Here is a 23,041-nt window from a genome sequence, read left to right as displayed (position 1 = left end):
ATTGCGCTTTGAGCACCGTCCTCTCGGACACCACCGCGAGCCGGGCACATACATTTACCTCCAACACGCCAGCCAACTCATCGATAGTCCCTTGCCCCATACCTAGCAAGGGCCCGCCATGCCACCCCCCTCCACAACTTCGCCCAGCGCTCATTACACCGCCATCGAGCGCAAGATCCCCGCCTGGCTCAAGCAAGCCCCGCCAGACACCCATCGCGCCATGCGCAACTGGCAGCAGGCCCCAGCTTGGCTGACCGCAGCAATCCGGCGGCTACCGGAAATTGCCAAAGCGTGGCAGGAGGAACATGCCCGCCACCGTGAACACCAGGCACAGGTGCAGAAACTGTTCGAACAACTACCCGACCTGCAAGCCTACGCCGCCCAGCGACTGACTGAAGCCATCAAGCAGCGGTTCGGGCTCGACCTGGATGTGCGCAACACACACTTGGTCGATGCACGCCTGATCGACCCTACCAATACAAGCGACGCGCGCATGGCCGTGAACCAGGCTACCCGCTCGTTGCTGCAAAGTGCCCTGCACAACTTTGACCAGTACACCGCTGCCGAACATGGGATGAACGCGCCCAAGGCACTGCTGAAGAAGTCCGTCATCCTCGATCACCGGCGCTTCATGGGCACCGTGCCGATCACCAATGCCGTGGATATCGCCGCCGAAGACTTCGCCGACCTGTGCCGTACGCTGGACATCGGCGGCAAGTATCACCAACTGGTGCATGCGATCTATTACCCTGCGGCCACGACGCAGCTCAGCGCCGATGAAGCCAAGCTGTCCGTTTACCAGACCCTGGGGCAAGCAGAGGTCTCGGCCTTCCGGCAGTCTTTACATTTCGCCCGCCTCAAAGGCGATATCAGCGAACCGCTGTACACCGCAGCCCTTGCCGTCCCGCTTGACCAGCCGCTATCGGCAGCCTCGCAGGTGACGTTCAGCTATCTCTACCTGTGGGAAACGCAGCTGACCGGGATTGTGCTCATGACCTTTCAGGCCAAAGGGCATCAGGCCGTGGCCCTGTACAACCCAGAGGACAGCGCAGAGCCCCTCAAGGAATTTGCAACCCTGGAGGCCCTGCAGGCCGACTTGCGCGACCGGCTCCAGGCCAACATCAGCTACCTGGACAAACACATCGCCGACCGTGACAAAGCGTCGACGATATCTCGTCTCAAGGACCGGTTCACGCCCATCACCTGGAGTGCCCGCGGGGTACTTGAGGGTGTCCCTGACCCACATGCCACCCTGTATCCGGTTGCCGAGCCTTTCAGCCACGCGTTCCAAGGCGCCATGGCGTTTCAGAAAGCCCAACGCCATGAAAAAGATGCGTTGTTCAACGCCATCCCGACTGAAATCGTCGACCGGCGCACCGCCCAGGCTCACCGGAAAATGATCGCCGGCCGCGTGCTGACGGCCCTGAACATCGCCGGTTTCTTCGTGCCCGGACTGGGCGAGGTGATGCTTGCCGTCTGCGTGACCCAGCTAGCCCATGAGGTATACGAAGGCATCGAGGCCTGGAAAAACGACGAACGCGAAAAAGCCTTCACCTACATGGTCGATGTGATCGAAAACGTGGCGATCATGGCCGTACTGAGCGCGGCAGCCAAAGCGACGAGAACAGAAGTCGGCGAAACAGGCGCCGCGCTGGAAGAGCCCGAGGTAGAACATATTGCTGTGACAACGCCCTCCTTCATCGAGGAACTGGTGGAGGTTGAGCTACCGGATGGCAGTACGCGCTTGTGGAAGAAGGACCTGACTCCCTTTGCACAAGACATCGCGTTTCCCTCACAGGCCAAACCAGATGAGCTCGGGCTGTACCGCCAGGATGGGAAGATCTGGTTACGCCTTGAAGGCAAGGCATTTTCACTCAAATGGAATGTGGATAGAGGCACCTACAGCATCGAACACCCCAGCAAGGCTGGCGGTTATCAGCCATCGCTACGACATAATGGGGCCGGGGCCTGGTTGCAAGTAACCGATCAGCCACTGAGCTGGTCGGGCGGCGCCCTGTTACGCCGTATCGGTCATTTGAACAACCACTTCGACGAGCCAACGCTACAACGGATACTCGCCGTAAGCGACACCCACGAAGACGTACTGCGCCGGGTCTTGGCCGAGAACCAGCGGCTGCCGGCCTTGCTGGAAGACACGATGCAACGCTTCAAGCTTGACGAAACCATCCGCCAGCTACCTGACGCAAGCACCTGGCCAACGGAGTATTCCAGAGCTTACGCCCGCCTACCGAGCAATCTGGCGCCGGGAGCCGAGACCATACAGCGGGTGTATCCGAACCTGCCGGTCCCCGTAATCGCTGAGCTGGAACGCGGCGCCAGCGCCAGCGAACGGCAAATGCTTGGCAGCGGCAAGATACCCATACGCCTTGGAGAGGAAATCCGCGTCTACCTGCAACACATTCGCCTGGCCCGCGCCTGCGAAGGGCTGTACCTGTCCGGGGTGCCAAACTGGGACAGTGACCGACTGATCCTGCACACGCTTGAGCGACTGCCAGGCTGGCCGGCCGAGACAAAACTGCAAGTGCTGCAGCGCATGTCCTGGCCTGCCCAGTCGCAGAGCATCGGCCCCCAGGACACGCGCCCCTACCAGACCATCACTCATGCCGAGGCAGGCTACATCGTTCACGATAAAAGCCGCCCGAGTGCAGGGCTCACGGCATACGCTGACCTTTACTCAGCGATATATCAAGCGCTGCCAAAGGCCATGACGCAGTTGCGTGTCGCAGATCGGCAAGCATTAAAGCACCTGGTACAGGCCCTCCCCTTGCTGCCCCGCTCGACCTTGAGGACGTTTCTGGGCATGCAACCAGTGCTCCCTGGCTACCGTTCGCCCATGCGCCTGGCCGATGGGCGCCTGGGCTATCCGCTGAGCGGGGGTGGCCCTGCAACACAAGGCATTACCCACCAGCGCCTGATCGACGCTGTCGAAGCAACAGGCCTTGCCACACACACTGGGCTTTCGGCGGATCAGGTACTGTTTTCGCTTGCCAATCGCGGACGTACGCAATTGCAGACGCTCGAACACCTGCAGGTGCTGCTGGAGCAGCGCAATGAATTGCAAAGCAGGCTGGCTGACTGGAGCGAGGCCTTTTCCCCCGTGACAGAGCAAGCTGCACAGGACTACAGCCGCCTGCGCGAGTCAATCATGCAACACTGGTATGACACCGCTCTGGATGAAAGCGGCGAGCACACGGCTGAGCTCCGCATCACGCGGGTTTCCTTGGCCGATGTCCCCCTGACCTTGCCCGATTTCTTCTACCGTCGCATACGCAGCTTGAGCCTGGTCGATCTACCGTCAGGCAGCCTCGCCGGCTGGGCACAGCACGAACGCTTGCTGCAACGCCTGCTCAGGTTGATGCCGCAGATCGAATCACTTGAAATCAGCCGGCCGTACAACCCCAGAGCTACACCGTCCTTATTCCTTCTCGCTGTCCCTTCCATCACCGAGCGCTTGCCCGAGCTGCAAAGACTGGTGCTAACCAACCAGAACATCGCGCTCTCCGAAAACGACCTCAATCAGTTGGCAGCATTGCGCCAGTTGAGGTACCTGAATCTGAGTGGCAACCGCCTGGCCCAGAACAACAGCCCTAGCTTCCATCAGCTGTCTCTGGATTTCCTGGGCCTGGATAACATGCAACTGACGCAGTGGCCTATCGGGATTGGCAGTGATGCCCTGAGACGCATCACCCACCTGTCCCTGCGCAACAACAACCTCAGGTCATTGCCATCGTTCCTGCTCAATGAAGCAGACGCCCTGCCAAGCCCGACGGTGATTGCACTCGAAGACAACCCAATCAATGAAACCCATTTGCAGCGTTTGCTGTTGAACGAGTGGGCCGGGACAGCCGGTATCACCGTGGATGTGTCCGCGGCGCTCACCGACCGGCTTGCACGCATCCGCGATGAGCGCCAGCAGATGCGCGACGCGATCGACGGCTGGGCCCAGGCGTCCAGTTCGCGCAACCCGCTGACACCCGCAGCGTTGGCGGACAGGCAGCGTATCCAGGCAGCGATCGGCCGATTCTGGGAACAGCAGGAACAGGGCCAGCAATACCTTCGCTTGCAATTGGAGGATGTGGCTGTCGAACACTTCCCCAGACGGCTTCCGGCATTTTTTGAAGAACGCGTTCGGGCGCTCTTCCTGACCCGCACCAGCGGCGCCGCTTCAGAGGTCGCTAATCTGCTCAGCCGTTTCCCCAACGTCACCCGGCTGACCATTGATACGCATCAGGCGGCCACTTCTTCTCTGGCGTCTGCCTTGGCACACCTTCCCCAACTCAACTACCTGGAAATGCGCAACATGGGCCTGGAAGTCGATCAAGCGATGCTGGAGGCCTTCGCAGGGCTGGAGCACCTGACCTCGCTGGACCTCTCAGGCAACCGCGTGGGGACCATCAGGCAGGTTCCCGCGCAGCTGTCCAGCAACCTGCAATCACTCGCGCTGACCAACATGGACCTGCAAGCCTGGCCCAGCTGGTGCGACAGTTTGCTGCCGCTGGAGCTGCTGGACTTGAGTTCCAACAGCATCACCCAGTTGCCAGAGCACATCCTCTCGAACCTGGGCAACTCCATGCCTATTTCTTCGATTGCCTTGTTCGACAACCCTTTGCCACTGGAAACCATTCTTCGGGTGCGTGCGCTCTCGGACAGCCAGCACAGTTATTCCTTCGCCCTGGATATCCCGGACAACCTGATGCTTGACGACTCATCGAGCGAAGGCTCACTGGATCACCCTCACTTCCCGCTACTGGGCGACGATAAACCCAGGCTTGAAGACTGGATGCTTGGCAACGATGCGCAGAACGAGGCCTTGCGCGACTGCTGGGACATGCTCGAAGGCAGCGACCTGCTGCGCCTGGCAGGCCGTTTGCGCAATGCTGCGCCCTACGTCGACCCGAACACACAAGCCAGCTTCTGCGAGCGCGTGCGCATGATGCTGGTGGTAGCCGCAAGCAACCAGGATGAGCGCCCGCTCATGGAAAATATTGCCGCAGCCGCATTGCCCGACCCTGAAACAGGCTCGCAGACTTGCCACGATGGCGCATTGCAGGAGTTCAACAATATCGAGTTGTACCTGATGGGGCAGCGCCTGATCATCGAGGCTGGCGATACCTTGCAAACGTTACGCCGGCGTCTATTGCAGCTGTTCAGGATCGAACAGCTGGAGAAACTGGCCAGCCAGCGATCCGGCCCGGGTGACCGGGTTTCGGTGCGACTGGCCTACCGGCGGGAGCTGGCCAAGGAACTTGACCTTCCACTTGCCGACAGCATGCGTTTTCGAAGTGCCGCGAATCTGGCGCCTAATGAATTGTCGCAAGTGCTGGAAAACGTTCGCAAAAGTGAACTGAGCGATGCTCTGGTCGACTATATGTTGGCAAATACGGACTGGGTTGCACGCCTGCGAGCCGAACATGCCGACCGCTTCGCTGAAATTGAAACCCGTTTCCGCCAGCACGTGCTTGAGCTGGCCAACAAGGATCATTCGCTTGGGGAGGAGCTAAGCCTGCAACAGAGATTGCAAAATGATAGGGATCTGGAGGAGCAGGAGCTGTTGCGTGAGCTCACAATAGCGCAGATCAACAACTGATTAACTGCTTGAACTGGCGACGCACATGGCCCGCGGCGCGTCGCCAACTCCACAGGAAAACTTCAGCGCCTGTACCGTTCATTGCCCCAATCCAGAAGGGCCTGCAAAAGCTGCGTCAATACCTTCTGCGTCGGTTGGGCCAGGTCTTCGCGGTAGGCAAATGGCTCGGTTTCATTCATGTAGTTGCACTGCGCCAGCTCCAACTGCACGGCATGAATATCGTTACCCGGGTCGCCGTAATGCCGGGTAATGTGCCCGCCCTTGAAACGGCCATTGAGGACATGGCTGTAGCCTTTGGCTTGGGCACATGCAGTCTGCAACCGCTCGGCCAGCTCCGGGTGGCAACTGGCACCATTGAAAGTACCCAGGTTGAAGTCCGGCAACTTGCCATCGAACAGGTGGGGTATATGTGAACGGATCGAGTGAGCATCCCAGAGCAGTGCATAACCGAACTCGGCACGCAGACGGTCCAGCTCGCGACGTATCATGTCGTGGTAGGGGCGCCAGATCTCTTCCAGGTACGTTGCCCGCTCCTCAACGGAGGGCACCTGGCCTTCCCTGAACAATGGCTTGCCGTCGAACAATGTCGCCGGATACAGGCCGGTGGTGGCGCCGGCGTACAGCGGCTTGTCGTCATCCGGGCGGTTCAGGTCGATGACGAAACGCGAGTATTCGGCCGCCACCACACTGGCGCCCAGGTCACGGGCGAAGTCGTACAGGCGTGGAATGTGCCAGTCGGTGTCTGGCAGGCTGCGTGCCTGGTCAACCAGGCCTTCACGCACGGCTGGCGTCAGACCCAGCCCGGCGTGGGGCATGCTGATCAGCAGGGGCAGGCGGCCCTGGTGGAAACTCAATACCTTGTCCATGTCGCCTCGCTCAATTGGATATCTCATGGCCCAGGCGCACCACACGCTTGGGCAGGTCGCCGCCGAGCCAGTAGCTGAGGTCGGCCGGGCGTTCGATCTGCCAAGCGATGAAGTCTGCCACCTTGCCCACTTCCAGCGAGCCGTGGCTGTCGCCCAGCCCCAGCGCCGTGGCGGCGTGAACGGTGACACCGGCCAGCGCTTCTTCCGGGGTCATGCGGAAACAGGTGCAGCCCATGTTCAGCATCAGGCGCAGCGACAGCCCCGGTGAAGTCCCGGGATTGAGGTCGCTGGCCAGGGCTATCTTCACGCCGTGCCGGCGCAGGGCGTCCATCGGTGGTAGCTGGGTTTCGCGCAGGAAGTAGAACGCCCCAGGCAACAGCACGGCAACGGTACCGGCCTCGGCCATGGCGATGGCGTCTTCCTCGGTCATGAACTCCAGGTGGTCGGCCGACAGCGCCTGGTAGCGCGCCGCCAGGCTCGAGCCGTGCAGCGAAGACAGCTGCTCGGCGTGCAGCTTGACCGGCAGCCCCAACTCGCGCGCCTTGATGAACAGGCGCTCGACCTGAGCCGGGGAGAACGCCAGGTGCTCGCAGAAAGCGTCCACCGCGTCCACCAGCCCCTCGGCAGCCAGCGCCGGGAGCATCTGCTCGCAGATATGATCGATGTAATCATCTGCCTTGCCCGCGTATTCCGGCGGCAGGGCGTGGGCAGCCAGGCAGGTGCTGCGTACAGTCACCGGCAGCTCCTCGCCCAGGCGCCGGGCGACGCGCAGCATCTTGCGTTCGTTCTCGAGGTCCAGGCCATAGCCGGACTTGATCTCGATCGTGGTCACGCCGTCGCGCATCAGCGCCTGCACCCGCTGGCGGGCACTGGCCAGCAGCTCGTCCTCGCTGGCGGCGCGGGTGGCCCGCACGGTGCTGGCGATACCGCCACCCTGGGCGGCGATCTCGGCATAGCTCACGCCCTGCAGGCGCTGCTCGAACTCGCCGCTGCGGTTGCCGCCAAATACCGCGTGAGTATGGCAGTCGATCAGCCCGGGGGTGAGCCAGGCGCCGCCCAGGTCGACGACGCGGTCGGCCGCGACCGAAGGCACGTCAGCGCGGGGGCCGATCCACTCGATCAGGCCAGCGCTGGTGACGATCGCCGCGTCCTCGATGACCGCGTAGCGACCATCGGTCATGGTCGCGGCGTGGCAGTGCTGCCAGAGGGTTCTCATCAGGATCTCCTTTCTAATTCAGCGATGCAGCTCGGCAGGCTCCCGGACCTGCTCGCCACCACCGGCGCGCGGCTTGCACCACAGCAGGTAGGACGCCACCAGGAACACCACCCAGATCACGCCGACGATCAACGCCGCCTGGGTGTCAGGGAAGTAGCCGAGCACACCGAAGATGAACACCATGAAGGCAATGGCCAGGGCCGGGCCATAGGGCCAGAACGGTACCGGGAACTTGAGCTGGGCGACCTCCTCGCGGCTCATGCTGCGACGCATGGCAACCTGGGTGACCAGGATCATCAGCCACACCCATACCGTGGCAAAGGTGGCGATCGAGGCGATCAGCAGGAACACGTTTTCCGGGATCAGGTAGTTGAGCAGCACGCCGATCAGCAGCGCCGCGCCCATCACCACCACGGTCATCCACGGTACGCCGTGTTTCGACAGTTTGCCGAAGCCACGCGGCGCCTGGCCGTGCTGGGCCAGGCCATACATCATGCGCCCGGCGCCGAAGATGTCGCTGTTGATTGCCGAGATCGCCGCCGAGATCACCACGATATTGAGCACGGCCGCGGCCGAGCCGATCCCAAGGTTGCTGAAGATCTGCACGAACGGGCTGCCCTGGCTGCCGATCTGCGGCCACGGGTACAGGCACATCAGCACGAACAGGGTGAGCACATAGAACAGCAGGATGCGCAGCGGCACGGCGTTGATCGCCTTGGGGATGACCCGCTGAGGATCTTTCGCCTCGCCGGCGGTGACGCCGATGATCTCAATGCCGCCGAAGGCGAACATCACCACCGCGAACGAGGCGATCAGGCCACTGACGCCATTGGGCATGAAGCCGCCATGGTCGAACAGATTGCTCACCCCGACCGCGTGCCCGGTGCCCACCTGGCTGAAGCCAAAGGCCATGATGCCCAGGCCCGCGAGGATCATCGCGACGATGGCGCCGACCTTGAGCAGCGACAGCCAGAACTCCATCTCGCCGAAGACCCGCACGTTGCACAGGTTCAGGCCGCCAATCAGGAAGACGATACCCAGCACCCAGATCCAGCGGGCGACCTCGGGGAACCAGAAGCCCATGTAGATACCGAAGGCGGTGACATCGGCGATGGCGACGATGACCATCTCGAAGGCGTAGGTCCAGCCGAGGATGAAGCCGGCCATCGGGCCGAGGTAGGTGCTGGCGTAGTGGCCAAAGGAGCCGGCCACCGGGTTGTGCACGGCCATCTCGCCGAGGGCGCGCATGACCATGAACACGGCAGCGCCGCCGATCAGGTAGGCCAGCAGCACGGCTGGGCCGGCCATCTGGATGGCCGAGGCCGAACCGTAGAAAAGCCCGGTGCCGATTGCCGAACCGAGCGCCATGAAACGGATATGCCGGGCCGATAGCCCGCGCTTTAGACCTTGAGCTTGTTGCATGTCACGTCCTTATTGTTGTTCTGGTCGTGAGAATGAGGGGGCTGCTGCGCAGCCCATCGCCGGCAAGCCGGCTCCCACAGGGTGCATGCGGCACACCTGCGTGGGAGCCGGCTTGCCGGCGAAAGGGCCGCACAGCGGCCCCAGCGGCATTACAGGCTAGGCAGGACCCCAGCCGGCAGCAGGCCGGTCAAGGTACCTTTGGCCAGCAGCTCGGACGCCACTTCGATATCCGGCGCGAAGAAACGGTCGCGGTCATAGTGCGGCACGTCCTTGCGCAGCGCCTGGCGCGCTTGTTCGAGCTTGACCGAGGTCTTTAGCCCCTTGCGCAGATCCAAGCCCTGGCAGGCGCCCAGCCATTCGATGGCCAGCACGCCACGGGTGTTCTCGGCCATTTCCCACAGGCGCTTGCCGGCAGCCGGGGCCATCGACACGTGGTCTTCCTGGTTGGCCGAGGTCGGCAGGCTGTCGACGCTGTGCGGGTGCGACAGCGCCTTGTTCTCGCTGGCCAGCGCGGCGGCGGTGACCTGGGCGATCATGAAGCCGGAGTTGACCCCGCCGTTTTCCACCAGGAACGGCGGCAGCTGGGACATGTGCTTGTCCATCATCAGCGAGATGCGCCGCTCGCTCAGCGAACCGATCTCGGCAATGGCCAGGGCAATATTGTCGGCGGCCATGGCCACGGGCTCGGCGTGGAAGTTGCCACCGGAGATCACATCACCTTCGGCGGCGAACACCAGCGGGTTGTCCGATACGGCGTTGGCTTCGATGCCCAAGACTTCAGCGGCCTGGCGGATCTGAGTCAGGCAGGCGCCCATGACCTGTGGTTGGCAGCGCAGGGAGTACGGGTCCTGGACCTTGTCGCAGTTCTTGTGCGACAGCGACACTTCACTGGAGTCGCCCAGCAGATCGCGGAAGCAGGCGGCGGTGTCGATCTGGCCACGTTGGCCACGCACGGCATGGATGCGCGCATCGAACGGCGAACGCGAGCCCAGTGCCGCTTCCACGGTCAGGCCGCCACAGGCGATGGCCGCAGCATAAAGGTCTTCGGCCTGGAACAGGCCGCGCAGGGCGTAGGCGGTGGACGCCTGGGTACCATTGAGCAAGGCCAGGCCTTCCTTCGCGGCCAGGGTAAGCGGCTCGAGGCCGGCAACGGCCAGGGCTTCGGTGGCAGACAGCCACTGCCCTTTGTAGCGCGCCTTGCCCTCGCCCAGCAGCACCAGCGACATGTGCGCCAGCGGGGCCAAGTCGCCGGAAGCGCCGACCGAGCCCTTGAGCGGAATGTGTGGATAGACTTCTGCGTTGACCAGGGCGATCAGCGCGTCGATGACTTTACGGCGAATGCCGGAGAAGCCACGGCTGAGGCTGTTGATCTTCAGCACCATGATCAGCCGCACCAGGTCGTCGTCCAGCGGCGCGCCGATCCCGGCGGCGTGGGACAGCACCAGCGAGCGCTGCAAGTTCTCCAGGTCGTGGCTGGCGATGCGGGTCGAGGCCAGCAGGCCAAAACCGGTGTTGATGCCGTAGGCGGTGCGGTCTTCGGCGATGATCTGCTCGACGCAGGCGACACTGGCGTCGATGGCCGGTGCGGCGCTGGCGTCCAGCTGCAGGCGCACGGGGGCGGCGTGGATGGCGCGCAGTTGGGCCAGGGTCAGGGTGCCGGGCTTGAGGGTCAATTCGGTCACTTCGCTACTCCAATCGCTTGGGGCCACGCAGGGCCCCTTCTTGTTGTTCAGTATCACCCGTACAGGGTGCGATCCAAAGCGCGGCGATCAGCCGGTGATCATCGGCAGGTCCAGGCCCTGCTCCTTGGCGCAGTCGATGGCGATCTGGTAGCCGGCATCGGCGTGGCGCATGACGCCGGTCCCCGGGTCGTTGGTCAGCACGCGGGCGATACGCTCGGCGGCTTCATCGGTACCGTCGCAGACGATGACCATGCCCGAGTGCTGGGAGAAGCCCATGCCCACGCCACCGCCGTGGTGCAGCGAAACCCAAGTGGCGCCGCCCGCGGTGTTGAGCAGGGCGTTGAGCAGCGGCCAGTCGGAGACCGCGTCGGAGCCGTCGCGCATGGCTTCGGTCTCGCGGTTGGGGCTGGACACCGAGCCCGAGTCCAGGTGGTCACGGCCGATGACGACTGGCGCCGACAGCTCGCCGCTGCGCACCATTTCGTTGAACGCCAGGCCAAGCTTGGCGCGCAGGCCCAGGCCGACCCAGCAGATACGTGCCGGCAGGCCCTGGAAGCTGATGCGCTCGCGGGCCATGTCCAGCCAGCGGTGCAGGTGGGCGTCGTCCGGGATCAGTTCCTTGACCTTGGCGTCGGTCTTGTAGATGTCCTCGGCGTCGCCGGACAGCGCGGCCCAGCGGAACGGGCCGACGCCGCGGCAGAACAGTGGGCGGATGTAGGCCGGGACGAAGCCCGGGAAATCGAAGGCGTTGGCCACGCCCTCTTCCTTGGCCATCTGACGGATATTGTTGCCGTAGTCGAAGGTCGGGATGCCTTGCTTCTGGAAGTCGAGCATGGCCTTGACGTGCACGGCCATCGATTGCTTGGCGGCCTTGACCACCGCAGCCGGGTCGGTCTGCGCGCGGTCGCGGTATTGCTCCCAGGTCCAGCCGGCCGGCAGGTAGCCGTTGAGCGGGTCATGGGCGCTGGTCTGGTCGGTGACCATGTCCGGGCGCACGCCACGCTTGACCAGCTCCGGCAGGATTTCGGCGGCGTTGCCGTGCAGGGCGATGGAGATGGCCTTGCCTTCGGCGGTGTACTTGGCGATGCGCGCCAGGGCGTCATCGAGGTCCTTGGCTTGCTCATCGACGTAGCGGGTTTCCAGGCGGAAATCGATGCGGCTCTGCTGGCACTCGATGTTCAGCGAGCAGGCACCGGCCAGGGTGGCGGCCAGTGGCTGGGCACCGCCCATGCCACCTAGGCCGGCGGTCAGTACCCACTTGCCTTTCAGGCTGCCGTTGTAGTGCTGGCGGCCGGCTTCGACGAAGGTTTCGTAGGTACCCTGGACGATGCCCTGGCTGCCGATGTAGATCCAGCTGCCGGCGGTCATCTGGCCGTACATGGCCAGGCCCTTGGCATCCAGCTCGTTGAAGTGTTCCCAGTTGGCCCAGTGCGGCACCAGGTTGGAGTTGGCGATCAGCACGCGTGGGGCGTTGCTGTGGGTCTTGAACACGCCGACCGGCTTGCCCGACTGCACCAGCAGGGTTTCGTCGTCTTCCAGGCGGGTCAGGGTCTCGACGATCTTGTCGTAGCACTCCCAGTTGCGCGCGGCGCGGCCGATGCCGCCGTACACCACCAGCTCTTTCGGGTTTTCGGCGACCTGCGGGTCGAGGTTGTTCATCAGCATGCGCAGCGGGGCTTCGGTCAGCCAGCTCTTGGCGGTCAGCTTGTTGCCACGCGGGGCACGGATTTCTACGTCACGGTATTTGTTGTTGTCAGTCACGGGAGAGGTCCTCTGCGGTCGTCCGCGGGCGGGTATGTCGTGCTCAATATACAAACACACCTTTACTTGTATGTACAAGCATGGACAACCAAAAAAATCAGACCTATCCGCTGAGCGGCTGAAATAACTGGGGCCGCTTTGCGGCCCCAGTTATTTCAACGCGAAGTGAGTTCGATCAGGCAGAATCGCCCCTGCATATCCATTTCCAGCAACCCCTCGTTGCCATCGATCCGCAGGCAGTCATACCGCCCAAGCTGCTGCGTCTCTTCCCCAGCCAACCTCACCTCGACATCAGTGCCGGCGGCAAACAGCAACAGCGTCGACGCCGAACTGAACACGCGGTTGCCACCATCGAACCACTGCAACCGAGCCCGATACCGCTGCGGCGCGTAGATCAGATTGAAATCTCGAATCGCCCCGCCCAGCAGCTTGCAACTGACCTGGCTCTCGCCACTGAAGGCAAACGCATCGAACGGCAGCAGCGGCCGGCTGGCCTGGCCATCGACCAGCAACCGCATGCCGTCGCCTTGCAACACGGTGATGATCCGCTGGTACCCGGCAAAGCTGGAAAAGCCACCGGACTCTTCGATATCGGCAATCGACAAGCGCCAGCCAAAACCGTCCAGGCTGTCGCCGGCATCGCGGGTGATCTCTTCGGTGAAGCCACCACCGTTCTTCCAGGGCATGCGCGGATAATCCCGGGCGCGCAACAACTGCAACTGAGTCATTTGCTGAATCGTCCTTCAAGGCGATGGCGGGAACCGGGGTGGATCAGGCGCGCGGCGGTCACCGGCTGGCGCCCCGACCAGGTGCGGCGGCGGATCAGCAGGCAAGGTTCGCCCCGCTCGATCTGCAACAGCGTGCATTCTTCAGGCTCGGCGAGGATGGCCTCGACCACGTGCTCGCCTTCGGTAAGCGGCGCGACCTGCGATAGATAGGCGTAAGGCGTCTGCAGGGTGAAATCCTGCTTGAGGTAATCCGGAGCGATGGCCGCGTTGACGTAGCGGTCCTCGATCTGCACCGGCACGCCGTTCTCGTAATGCACGATCAGCGAATGGAACACCCGCTGGCCTTCGCGCATGTCCAGGGCCAGGGCGCGCTCGGAACCGGCGGCCTCCTCGGCCAGGGTAATCACCTGGCAGCTATGCTGGTGGCCACGGCCGGCGATCTCGTCGGCGATGTTGTTGACCTCGAACAGTGCCGAGCGGCTCTTGGGCTCGGCGACGAAAGTGCCGACGCCCTGCATGCGCACCAGCAGGCCTTCGGCGGTCAGTTCGCGCAGGGCGCGGTTGATGGTCATGCGGCTGAAGCCCAGCTCGCTGACCAGTTCGCTCTCGGAAGGCACCCGGTGATGAGGCGGCCAGCTGCCGCTCTCGATCTGCTGGATGATCATCTGTTTCACCCGGGCGTAGAGCGGCGCCGGCCCTTCGCCCATCTGGGCAACCAGCGCGGAGACAGGAGGTGTCGGCACGGCGTTGAATCCTTGTGCGGTTGGAGTGAACGGTAGCTTGCCGGAGTTTACCCGGCAGGCAAACGGCTGTATATGTATATACAAGCTAACAATAACAGGATTTCACCGATGTCCGCCTACTTCGCCGAACGCGCCCTGCTGCCCTCGGGCTGGGCCCGCAATGTCCGCCTGGAGGTCGCCGCCGACGGCCGACTGGCCTCGATCGAGGCCGATGCCAGCGCCGATGGCGCCGAGCGCCTGGCCGGGCCGTTGCTGCCGGGCATGCCCAACCTGCACTCGCACGCGTTCCAGCGGGCCATGGCAGGGCTGGCGGAAGTGGCCGGCAATCCCAACGACAGCTTCTGGACCTGGCGCGAGCTGATGTACCGCCTGGTCGGCCGGATCACCCCGGAGCAGTTGCAGGTGATCGCCCGCCAGCTGTACATCGAGATGCTCAAGGCCGGCTACACCTCGGTGGCCGAGTTCCATTACGTGCACCATGACCAGAATGGCCAGGCCTATGCCGACCCTGCCGAGCTGTCGCGCCGCATCAGCGCCGCCGCCAGCGCCAGCGGTATCGGCCTGACCTTGCTACCAGTGCTGTACAGCCATTCCGGCTTCGGTGGCCAGGCGCCCAACGACGGTCAGCGACGTTTCATCAATTCCACCGAGCAGTACCTGCGCCTGCAGCAGCAGCTTGCACCCTTGCTGGCGCAACAACCGGCGCAAGCGCTGGGGCTGTGCTTCCATTCCCTGCGCGCGGTGACGCCGGGCCAGATCGCCGATGTGCTGGGCGCCAGCAATGCGGCCTGCCCTATTCATATCCACATTGCCGAGCAGCAGAAGGAAGTCGATGACTGCCTGGCCTGGAGTGGCCGCCGTCCGCTGCAGTGGCTATACGAGCATGTCGAGGTGGATCAGCGCTGGTGCCTGGTCCACGCCACCCACGCCGAAGCCGACGAAGTCGCCGCCATGGCCCGCAGCGGCGCGGTGGCCGGGCTCTGCTTGACCACCGAGGCGAACCTGGGCGATGGAATCTTCCCGGCGGTGGACTACCTGGCCCAGGGCGGACGCATGGGCATCGGCTCGGACAGCCATGTGTCGCTCAGCGTGGTCGAGGAGTTGCGCTGGTTGGAGTATGGCCAGCGCCTGCGCGACCAGCGGCGCAACCGGCTGTATCGCAGCAACCAGCCGATGGTTGGCCGCACCCTCTACGACGCCGCGCTGGCGGGTGGCGCCCAGGCGCTGGGGCAGCCGATCGGCGAACTTGCCGTGGGCAAGCGCGCGGACTGGCTGGTGCTCGATGGGCAGGATCCATACCTGGCCGTGGCCGAAGGCGATGCGATCCTGAACCGCTGGCTGTTCGCCGGCGGCGACCGCCAGGTGCGCGATGTGATGGTCAACGGGCAGTGGGTGGTGCGCCAGGGGCGTCATGGGCAGGAAGAGGAAAGCGCGGTGGCGTTTGCGGCAGCCCTGCGCCAGCTTCTAGCCTGAACGCCGGCTCTGTAGCGGCCTTGCCGAGGCGTCGGGCCGGTCGGAAAGGGCCGCATAGCGGCCCCGGCGATATGTGCATTGACACTGAAATCCTGGGGGCGCTTCGCAACCCTATCGCGACACAAGGCCGCTCCTGCAGGGACCGCGTCAGTCTGCTGCTCAATGCCGGACGACAATCTGCTTGTCAGGCGTGCGCCAGATCAACCGATTGGTGTCATACCCCTGCTGCCTCGCCTTGGCCAACAGGTTCTCGCGCTCCCAGGCCGGCAGCGAAGGCGTACGTGAAAGAATCCACAGGTACTTGCGATCCGGGCTGCCGACAATCGTCGTGCGGTAGCGTTCGTCTACGAACAGAATCCAGTAATCACCCTTGGCCACGCCGGGCACCAGCCGGGTGAACCAATTGTCGAACTCCACCCACAGCTTGTCGGTGTGCCCGGCCTCCTGCGGCGTGGCATGGCCTTCGGCGCGCAGCCACTCATCGCCCAGGGTGCGGCAGCGGTTGAGCACGCCGACCGTGCCGTCGGGCTTGAGGTTGTAGTGGGCTTCGGATTGGGCGCAGCCATCTTGGTACTTCATCGGCAGACGCGCCAGTTCGAACCATTTGCCCTGATAACGCTTGAGGTCGACCGCACCTGCGGTCTTCGGCGCCAGCGGGTCGGTGGCCGAGGTGGCGCAGCCACCGAGCAGCATCACCAGGCACACGCCCAGCAGCAGGTGCAGACGCCTCATTTGAGGCCCTGCCCGGAATACATCAGGACCTTGTCCGCCGCGTACTGCACGCTGATGAAGCTCTTCTCGTCACCCCAGGTGCAACTGCTCATGCCCAGCGAGCCGGAGCACTCCTTGGGCGAACCGAGCAGTTGCTCGACCTCAGCCTTGTTCATGCCGGCCTTGAGCTTGGAATAGTTTTCCTGGTTGATCTTGCTGCAGGCGGTCAGGACGACGCACAAGGACAACAGGGCGAGGGAACGCAACGACATGAAGGGACACTCCTGGAGGTGGATACGCAGGTACGAGGGCCTGCAGGGAGCTTAGAAGGGAAAAAGGCTCCGTGGTTCCCTGGCAGGCCAGGTTTCGTTGTGCGCCGTTAGTCGCCTGGCGCGCAAACGATTAATGTTTTGTTCCTGCGCGTCGACATAGAGCGGTGGTGTGGCCTTTTGCCGCACCCCTCCCCTTCGTGCCCGTGCGCAGATTCCAAGAAAAATGACCAAGAACCTCAAGTTCAGCCACAAGATCCTGCTGGCCGCCGCCCTCGTGGTGGCCGTCGCCTTTACCTGTTTCGTTCTGTTCAACGACTACCGGCAGCGCCAGTCGCTACGCAGCGACACCGAATCGACGTTGCAGTCACTGGGCAACCTGACCGCGGGCAACATCCGAACCTGGCTCGACAGCCGCATCCAGCTGGTGAACTCGGTGGCCCAGCAGATCGCCGTCGACGGCCCGGCCAAGGGCAGCCTTGAGCGCATCCTGGCGCTGCCGGTGTACAGCGCCAACTTCATCCTCACCTACTTCGGCGGCCAGGACGGCAGCATGCAGTCGGTGCCGGTGGGCAACCGCGCCGCCGACTACGACCCGCGCGTGCGCGGCTGGTACAAGGCGGCCAGCGCGGCGGGCCAGACCATCGTCACCGAGCCGTACATCTCGGTCTCGGCCGGCAAGCTGGTGATCACCCTGGCCACCCCGGTGCAACAGGGCGGGCGCATGATTGGTGTGAGCGGTGTCGACACCGACTTGCAGACCATCAGCAACCTGATCAACACCCTGGACTTCGGCGGTCGCGGCCATGCCTTCATCGTCAACGGCGAGGGCAAGGTGCTCATCCATCCCAAGGGCGAGCTGGCGCTCAAGACCCTGGCCGATGTCTACCCCGGCAACGACCTGCGCATCGGCAGCGGCCTGAAAGAGGTCGAGGTCGAAGGCCGCCGGCAGTTCATCAGCTTCACCCATGTCGACGGCGTGCCGTCGGCGGACTGGTACGTGGCACTGGTGCTGGACCAGGACGCGGCCTTCGCCATGCTCGGCGAGCTGCGCACCTCGGCGCTGGTGGCGACGCTGATCGCGGTGGTGGTGATCATCGCCCTGCTCGGCCTGCTCATCCGCGTGCTGATGGAGCCGCTGCACGTCATGGGCCGCGCCATGCGCGATATCGCCGAGGGCGAGGGCGACCTGACCCGACGCCTGAACATCCACGCCCAGGACGAGTTCGGCAGCCTGGCGCAGTCGTTCAACCGCTTCGTCGAACGGATCCATGAGTCGATCCGCGAAGTGGCCTCGGCCACCGGCCAGGTGAATGCCGTGGCCAGCCAGGTGGTCAACGCCTCCAACGCCTCGATCCACAACGCCGACCAGCAGTCGAGCCGCACCAGCAGCGTGGCCGCGGCGATCAACCAGCTGGGTGCCGCCGCCCAGGAAATCGCCCAGAACGCCGCCCTCGCCTCGCAGCACTCCAGCGCCGCCCGTGGCCTGGCCGAGGAAGGCCAGCAGGTGGTCGGCGAGACCATCAACGTGATGAACCAACTGTCGGCGCGCATCAGCGACGCCAGCGGCAATATCGAGACGCTGAACAACCATACGGCGAACATCGGCCAGATCCTCGATGTGATCAGTGGCATCTCGCAGCAGACCAACCTGCTGGCGCTCAACGCCGCTATCGAGGCCGCCCGCGCCGGCGAGGCCGGGCGCGGCTTCGCGGTGGTGGCGGACGAGGTGCGTAACCTGGCCCACCGGACCCAGGACTCGGCGCAACAGGTGCAGCGCCTGATCGAAGAGCTGCAGGCCGGCGCCCAGGTGGCCGTGAGCACCATGAACCAGAGCCAGCAGCACAGCGACCGCAGCGTGGGCATCGCCAACCAGGCCGGCGAACGCCTTGGCAGCGTCACCCAGCGCATCGGCGAGATCGACGGCATGAACCAGTCGGTGGCCACCGCCACCGAAGAGCAGACGGCCGTGGTCGAGTCGATCAATGTCGACATCACCGAGATCAATACGCTGAACCAGGAAGGGGTGCAGAACCTGCAGAGCACCTTGCGTGCCTGCACCGACCTGGAACATCAGGTCGAGCGGTTGAAGCATCTGGTGGGGAGTTTCAGGATCTGATTCGAAGGCCCTGGGGGCCGCTTTGCGGCCCATCGCGGTGCAAGGCCGCTCCTACAGGGGGATGCGATTCCCTGTAGGAGCGGCCTCGTGTCGCGAAAGGCCCGCGCAGCAGGCCCGGCTATTCAGAAGCGGGAACCCGGCTCCAGCAAGAAGTCCATCTCCTCGCTGGTGCTCGGGCGGTTCAGCACCAGGTTGCGGTGCGGGAAGCGCCCGAAGCGGGCGATCACCCGCTGATGCTGCTCGGCATAGTCGAGGAAGCCTTCGAACAACCGGCGGTTGGCCTCGGGCTGCTCGTCCAGCAAGGTCTGGTAACGCTCGACGCACAGGTTCTGCCAGTCCAGCACCTCGGCATGCTCCAGCACAAGCAGCACGAACACCCGCTGGATCGGCAGCAGCTGATAGTCCCAGTCCTTCTGCAGACCCTGCATGGCCACCACCTGGGCACGCCGGTCGCCCTCGAAGGCACGCGGCGTGTCGCGATAGATCATGCGCGGCAGCTGATCCAGCAGCAGCAGCAGACCGAGCCAGCCCTGGGGGCTCTGCTGCCACTCGTCGAGCCCGCCCGCCAGGGCTTGCTCGACCAGCTCGCCGAACAGCGCCTGGGCATCGGCGTCGTGATGCTTGCCGAACCACAGCGTGTTCTTCTCGTCAGCCACGGCCTGGGCACTCGTGCCCCAACCGAACCACCATTCCAGCAACGGCTGCCAAGGTGCGAGCATGACTTACTCCTTGTGGTAAGCGGTGACGCGCTCGACCTCTTCCTTCGAGCCGAGGATCACCGACACGCGCTGGTGCAGGCTCTGCGGCTTGATGTCGAGGATGCGCTCGTAACCGTTGGTGGACGCGCCACCGGCCTGTTCGATGATGAACGACATCGGATTGGCCTCGTACATCAGGCGCAGCTTGCCCGGCTTGCTCGGCTCGCGGGCGTCGCGCGGGTACATGAACAAGCCGCCACGGGTCAGGATACGGTGCACGTCAGCCACCATCGAGGCGATCCAGCGCATGTTGTAGTTCTTCTTCAGCGGACCGGTCTCGCCGGCCAGCAGCTCGCCCACGTAGCGCTGCACCGGGGCTTCCCAGTGACGCTGGTTGGACATGTTGATGGCGAACTCGGCGGTGGTTTCCGGTACGCGGATGTTCTCGTGGGTCAGGACGAAGCTGCCCAGTTCGCGGTCCAGGGTGAAGCCCTTGACGCCGTTGCCCAGGGTCAGGATCAGCATGGTCTGCGGGCCGTAGATGGCGTAACCGGCGGCGACCTGCTCGGTGCCTGGCTGCAGGAAGGCATTCTCGTTCAGGCTTTCGTTCTGGCTCAGGTACTGGTTAGGGCAACGCAGTACCGAGAAGATGGTGCCGACCGAAACGTTGACGTCGATGTTCGACGAGCCGTCCAGCGGGTCGAAGACCAGCAGGTAGGCGCCTTTCGGGTATTTGCCCGGGATCTGGTAGGCGTTGTCCATCTCTTCGGACGCCATGCCGGCCAGGTGGCCGCCCCACTCGTTGGCCTCGAGCAGGATGTCGTTGGAGATCACGTCGAGCTTCTTCTGCACTTCGCCCTGGACGTTTTCGGTGCCCATGCTGCCCAGCACGCCGCCCAGGGCGCCCTTGGACACGTGGTGACTGATCTCCTTGCACGCACGCGCCACCACCTCGATCAGGAAGCGCAGATCGGCAGGGGTATTGTTGCTGCGGGTCTGCTCAATCAGATAGCGACTCAGGGTAACGCGGGACATGTATGGCTCCGAAAGGAATAGGGGGAGAAAACCCCCGCAGTTTACAGGGAGAGTGGCGGGCTAGCGAGCAAAGAGACTCGTCGGGCGGGGTTGAGTTCAGCAAGCTGCCGGCCGGTGGTCGGTTTAAGCCATCGCGGCGGCCCGACTTGCCCCGCGATGGACCTCAATCCAACGCCTTCCAGATCTCGGTGGCATACTCGCGGATGGTCCGATCCGACGAGAACCAACCCATCCGCGCGGTATTGAGCACCGCCATGCGCCACCAGTCCTGCGGGGCGTGCCACAGCTCCTCGACCCGTCGCTGGGCGTCCCAGTAGGCATCAAAGTCGGCGCATACCAGAAAGCGGTCATAGGCGATCAATCCATCCACCAATCCGGCATAGCGCGCCGGGTCGTCCGGCGAGAACACCCCGCTGCGGATCGCCTGCAGCACATCACCCAGGCGATGGGAGGCGGCGATCGCCGCGGCGGCGCCGAAATCGCCGCTGCGCTTGCGTGCCTCCACCTGCTGGGCGGTCAGGCCGAAGATGAACATGTTCTCGGCGCCCACCTGCTCGCACATCTCGACATTGGCGCCATCCAGGGTGCCGATGGTCAGCGCGCCATTGAGTCCGAACTTCATGTTGCTGGTACCGGACGCCTCGTAGCCGGCGGTGGAGATCTGCTCGGACAGGTCCGCCGCCGGGATGATGCTCTCGGCCAGGCTGACGTTGTAGTTGGGCAGGAACACCACCTTGAGCAGGCCACGCACCGTGGGGTCGTTGTTGACCACCCGGGCGATGTCGTTGGCCAGCTTGATGATCAGCTTGGCCTGGTGATAACTGGCCGCCGCCTTGCCGGCAAAGAGCTTCACCCGCGGCACCCAGTCGGTGCTGGGGTCATTGCGGATCGCCTGGTACAGCGCCACCGTGTGCAGCAGGTTGAGCAACTGGCGCTTGTACTCATGGATACGCTTGACCTGGACGTCGAACAGCGCCTCCGGATTGACAGTCACCCCCAGCCGGTCCTGGATGATGCTGGCCAGGGCGCGCTTGCTGTGCAGGCGCTGGGCGGCGAACTGCTTGCGGAAGGTGGCGTTGTCGGCAAACGGCGCCAGCCCCTTTAGCTTGCCTTCCGGATCGTCCAGTACCTCGGGGCCCAGCGCCTCGATCAGCATCGCCGTGAGCTGCGGGTTGGACTGGTACAGCCAGCGACGGAAGGTAATGCCGTTGGTCTTGTTGTTGATCCGCTGCGGGTAGAGCTTGTGCAGTTCGGCGAACACCGTGCTCTTCATCAGCTTGCTGTGCAGCGCCGACACGCCGTTGACGCTGTGCGAACCGAGAAACGCCAGGTTGCCCATGCGCACCCGCCGGCCATTGTCCTCTTCGATCAGCGACACCGCGCGCAGCACGTCGAAGTCATGCAGGCCTTTGGCCCGCAGGGCATCGATATGGTAGGCGTTGATCAGGTAGATGATCTGCATGTGCCGCGGCAGCATGCGCTCCATCAGCGCCACCGGCCAGGTTTCCAGGGCCTCGGGGAGCAGGGTGTGGTTGGTGTAGGCCAAGGTTCCGACGGTCAGCGCCCAGGCCTTGTCCCAGGGGATTTCGTGCTGGTCCACCAACAGGCGCATCAGTTCGGCCACGGCGATCGACGGATGGGTGTCGTTGAGCTGGATCGCCGCGGCGTCCGGCAGGTTGAGCAGATCCTTGTGCATGTTCAGGTGGCGGCGCAGCAGGTCCTGCAGCGAGGCGGAGACGAAGAAGTACTCCTGGCGCAGGCGCAGCTCCTGGCCGGCCTCGGTGCTGTCGGCCGGGTACAGCACCCGCGAGATGCTCTCGGCGCGGGCCACCTCGGCTACCGCGCCCAGATGGTCGCCAGCGTTGAAGCGCTCCAGGTGCAGCTCTTCCAGGGCCCGGGCCCGCCACAGGCGCAGGGTATTGACGCTGGAACCGCGCCAGCCGACCACCGGCGTGTCGTAGGCCACCGCCCGCACCGTTTCGCCCGGTGACCAGACTTGGCGCTGCTGGCCGTTGCCCTCGTGCACGGTTTCAACGCTGCCGCCGAAACTGATCGGGTAGATCACCTCGGCGCGCTCGAACTCCCAGGGGTTGCCGAAATCCAGCCAGTTTTCGGTCTGCTCCTGCTGCCAGCCATCGACCACCGCCTGGCGGAACAAACCATGCTCGTAGCGGATGCCGTAGCCATGGGCGGCGATGCCCAGGGTCGACATGCTTTCCATGAAACACGCCGCCAACCGACCCAGGCCGCCGTTGCCCAGCGCCGCGTCGGGCTCGAGCAGGCGGATGCGCTCCAGGTCCACGTTCAGACCTTCGAGGGCCTCGCGGGCGATCTCCAGGTAGCCGAGGTTGCTCAGGCTGTCGTACAGCAGGCGGCCGATGAGGAACTCGAGGGAGAGGTAGTAGACGCGCTTCTGGCTGCGCCTGTAGGCCTGGCGGGTATGGTCCATCCAGTGATCGACCATGTGGTCGCGGGCGGCCAGGGCGATGGCCTCGAACCAGTCATGGTCGAAGGCGTGTTCCGGATCCTTGCCGACCGCGTAGGTCAGCTTGGCCAGCACGGCGGCGCGAAAGGCCGCCACCTCTGCACTATGGTGCTTTTCGTCACGGGCTTCGGTTTCCTGGGACATGGGGCATCCTCGGGCAAATGGGCGAAAGCGCAGGGAGATTGTTCAGCCTAGACGCTCTGACACGGAGCGACAGCGACGGTT

15 protein-coding genes and 1 pseudogene are annotated in these 23,041 nt (G+C 63.9%); 4 read left to right on the top strand and 12 right to left on the bottom strand.

Features of this window, described 5'->3' with window-relative positions; genetic code table 11:
* Positions 1-118 precede the first annotated feature (118 nt).
* Complete coding sequence (locus CC207_RS13420) at positions 119-5,608, top strand: dermonecrotic toxin domain-containing protein (protein ID WP_256582082.1); 5,490 nt, start codon at positions 119-121, stop codon at positions 5,606-5,608.
* 62 nt (positions 5,609-5,670) lie between these two features.
* On the opposite strand, the gene hutG is transcribed toward CC207_RS13420, so the two are convergent.
* The 7 genes from hutG to hutC form a co-directional block, all read right to left on the bottom strand.
* A complete protein-coding gene (gene hutG, locus CC207_RS13415) occupies positions 5,671-6,474 on the bottom strand; it encodes an N-formylglutamate deformylase (protein WP_088852242.1) in 804 nt (267 codons plus the stop codon).
* 10 nt (positions 6,475-6,484) lie between these two features.
* The gene (hutI, locus tag CC207_RS13410; protein ID WP_069015857.1) at positions 6,485-7,690 is read right to left on the bottom strand and encodes an imidazolonepropionase; all 1,206 of its coding nucleotides are present in this window, start codon (positions 7,688-7,690) and stop codon (positions 6,485-6,487) included.
* Between the two features lie 18 nt (positions 7,691-7,708).
* Entirely contained in the window at positions 7,709-9,112 is a 1,404-nt protein-coding gene (locus CC207_RS13405) for an amino acid permease (RefSeq protein WP_062362632.1), read from the bottom strand.
* 149 nt (positions 9,113-9,261) lie between these two features.
* The gene (gene hutH / locus CC207_RS13400; protein WP_062362629.1) at positions 9,262-10,794 is read right to left on the bottom strand and encodes a histidine ammonia-lyase; all 1,533 of its coding nucleotides are present in this window, start codon (positions 10,792-10,794) and stop codon (positions 9,262-9,264) included.
* A gap of 87 nt (positions 10,795-10,881) precedes the next feature.
* A complete protein-coding gene (gene hutU / locus CC207_RS13395) occupies positions 10,882-12,555 on the bottom strand; it encodes a urocanate hydratase (RefSeq protein WP_028688392.1) in 1,674 nt (557 codons plus the stop codon).
* Between the two features lie 155 nt (positions 12,556-12,710).
* The gene (locus CC207_RS13390) at positions 12,711-13,283 is read right to left on the bottom strand and encodes a HutD family protein (protein ID WP_088852241.1); all 573 of its coding nucleotides are present in this window, start codon (positions 13,281-13,283) and stop codon (positions 12,711-12,713) included.
* Entirely contained in the window at positions 13,280-13,990 is a 711-nt protein-coding gene (gene hutC, locus CC207_RS13385) for a histidine utilization repressor (RefSeq protein ID WP_172402402.1), read from the bottom strand. Before hutC ends, CC207_RS13390 begins: the two co-directional genes overlap by 4 nt.
* Positions 13,991-14,134: 144 nt before the next feature.
* Between hutC and CC207_RS13380 the strand changes: the two genes are divergently transcribed.
* Positions 14,135-15,499, top strand: a complete 1,365-nt coding sequence (locus tag CC207_RS13380; protein ID WP_088852240.1) for a formimidoylglutamate deiminase — start codon at positions 14,135-14,137, stop codon at positions 15,497-15,499.
* Positions 15,500-15,658: 159 nt separating this feature from the next.
* Here CC207_RS13380 and CC207_RS13375 read toward each other — a convergent pair whose 3' ends face one another.
* Together CC207_RS13375 and bamE are read right to left on the bottom strand one after the other, a co-directional pair.
* Complete coding sequence (locus CC207_RS13375) at positions 15,659-16,231, bottom strand: lipocalin family protein (RefSeq protein WP_088852239.1); 573 nt, start codon at positions 16,229-16,231, stop codon at positions 15,659-15,661.
* Complete coding sequence (bamE, locus tag CC207_RS13370) at positions 16,228-16,482, bottom strand: outer membrane protein assembly factor BamE (RefSeq protein ID WP_088852238.1); 255 nt, start codon at positions 16,480-16,482, stop codon at positions 16,228-16,230. Before bamE ends, CC207_RS13375 begins: the two co-directional genes overlap by 4 nt.
* Before the next feature lie 223 nt (positions 16,483-16,705).
* On the opposite strand from bamE, the pseudogene CC207_RS28335 reads away from it, so the two are divergent.
* A pseudogene (locus tag CC207_RS28335) lies at positions 16,706-17,743 on the top strand (cache domain-containing protein); the annotation flags it as partial.
* A gap of 24 nt (positions 17,744-17,767) precedes the next feature.
* Positions 17,768-18,598 carry a methyl-accepting chemotaxis protein gene (locus tag CC207_RS28330; RefSeq protein WP_371916451.1) on the top strand — a complete coding sequence of 277 codons (831 nt, stop codon included), beginning with the start codon at positions 17,768-17,770 and terminating at the stop codon, positions 18,596-18,598.
* Between the two features lie 122 nt (positions 18,599-18,720).
* On the opposite strand, the gene CC207_RS13360 is transcribed toward CC207_RS28330, so the two are convergent.
* From CC207_RS13360 to CC207_RS13350, 3 genes are all read right to left on the bottom strand, one after another.
* Complete coding sequence (locus tag CC207_RS13360; RefSeq protein ID WP_028688399.1) at positions 18,721-19,317, bottom strand: DUF924 family protein; 597 nt, start codon at positions 19,315-19,317, stop codon at positions 18,721-18,723.
* A 3-nt stretch (positions 19,318-19,320) separates the two neighbouring features.
* A complete protein-coding gene (locus CC207_RS13355) occupies positions 19,321-20,331 on the bottom strand; it encodes a class 1 fructose-bisphosphatase (RefSeq protein WP_028688400.1) in 1,011 nt (336 codons plus the stop codon).
* Positions 20,332-20,494: 163 nt separating this feature from the next.
* Positions 20,495-22,960: a glycogen/starch/alpha-glucan phosphorylase gene (locus CC207_RS13350; protein ID WP_088852237.1), complete on the bottom strand. Its 2,466-nt coding sequence runs from the start codon at positions 22,958-22,960 to the stop codon at positions 20,495-20,497.
* Between the last annotated feature and the right edge of the window lie 81 nt (positions 22,961-23,041).

It is taken from the genome of Pseudomonas sp. DrBHI1 (genome assembly GCF_002205115.1).
Taxonomy (GTDB): Bacteria; Pseudomonadota; Gammaproteobacteria; order Pseudomonadales; family Pseudomonadaceae; genus Aquipseudomonas; species Aquipseudomonas mosselii.
Note: the sequence above shows the minus strand (reverse complement) of the source record. Positions and strands in the feature narration are given on the sequence as shown.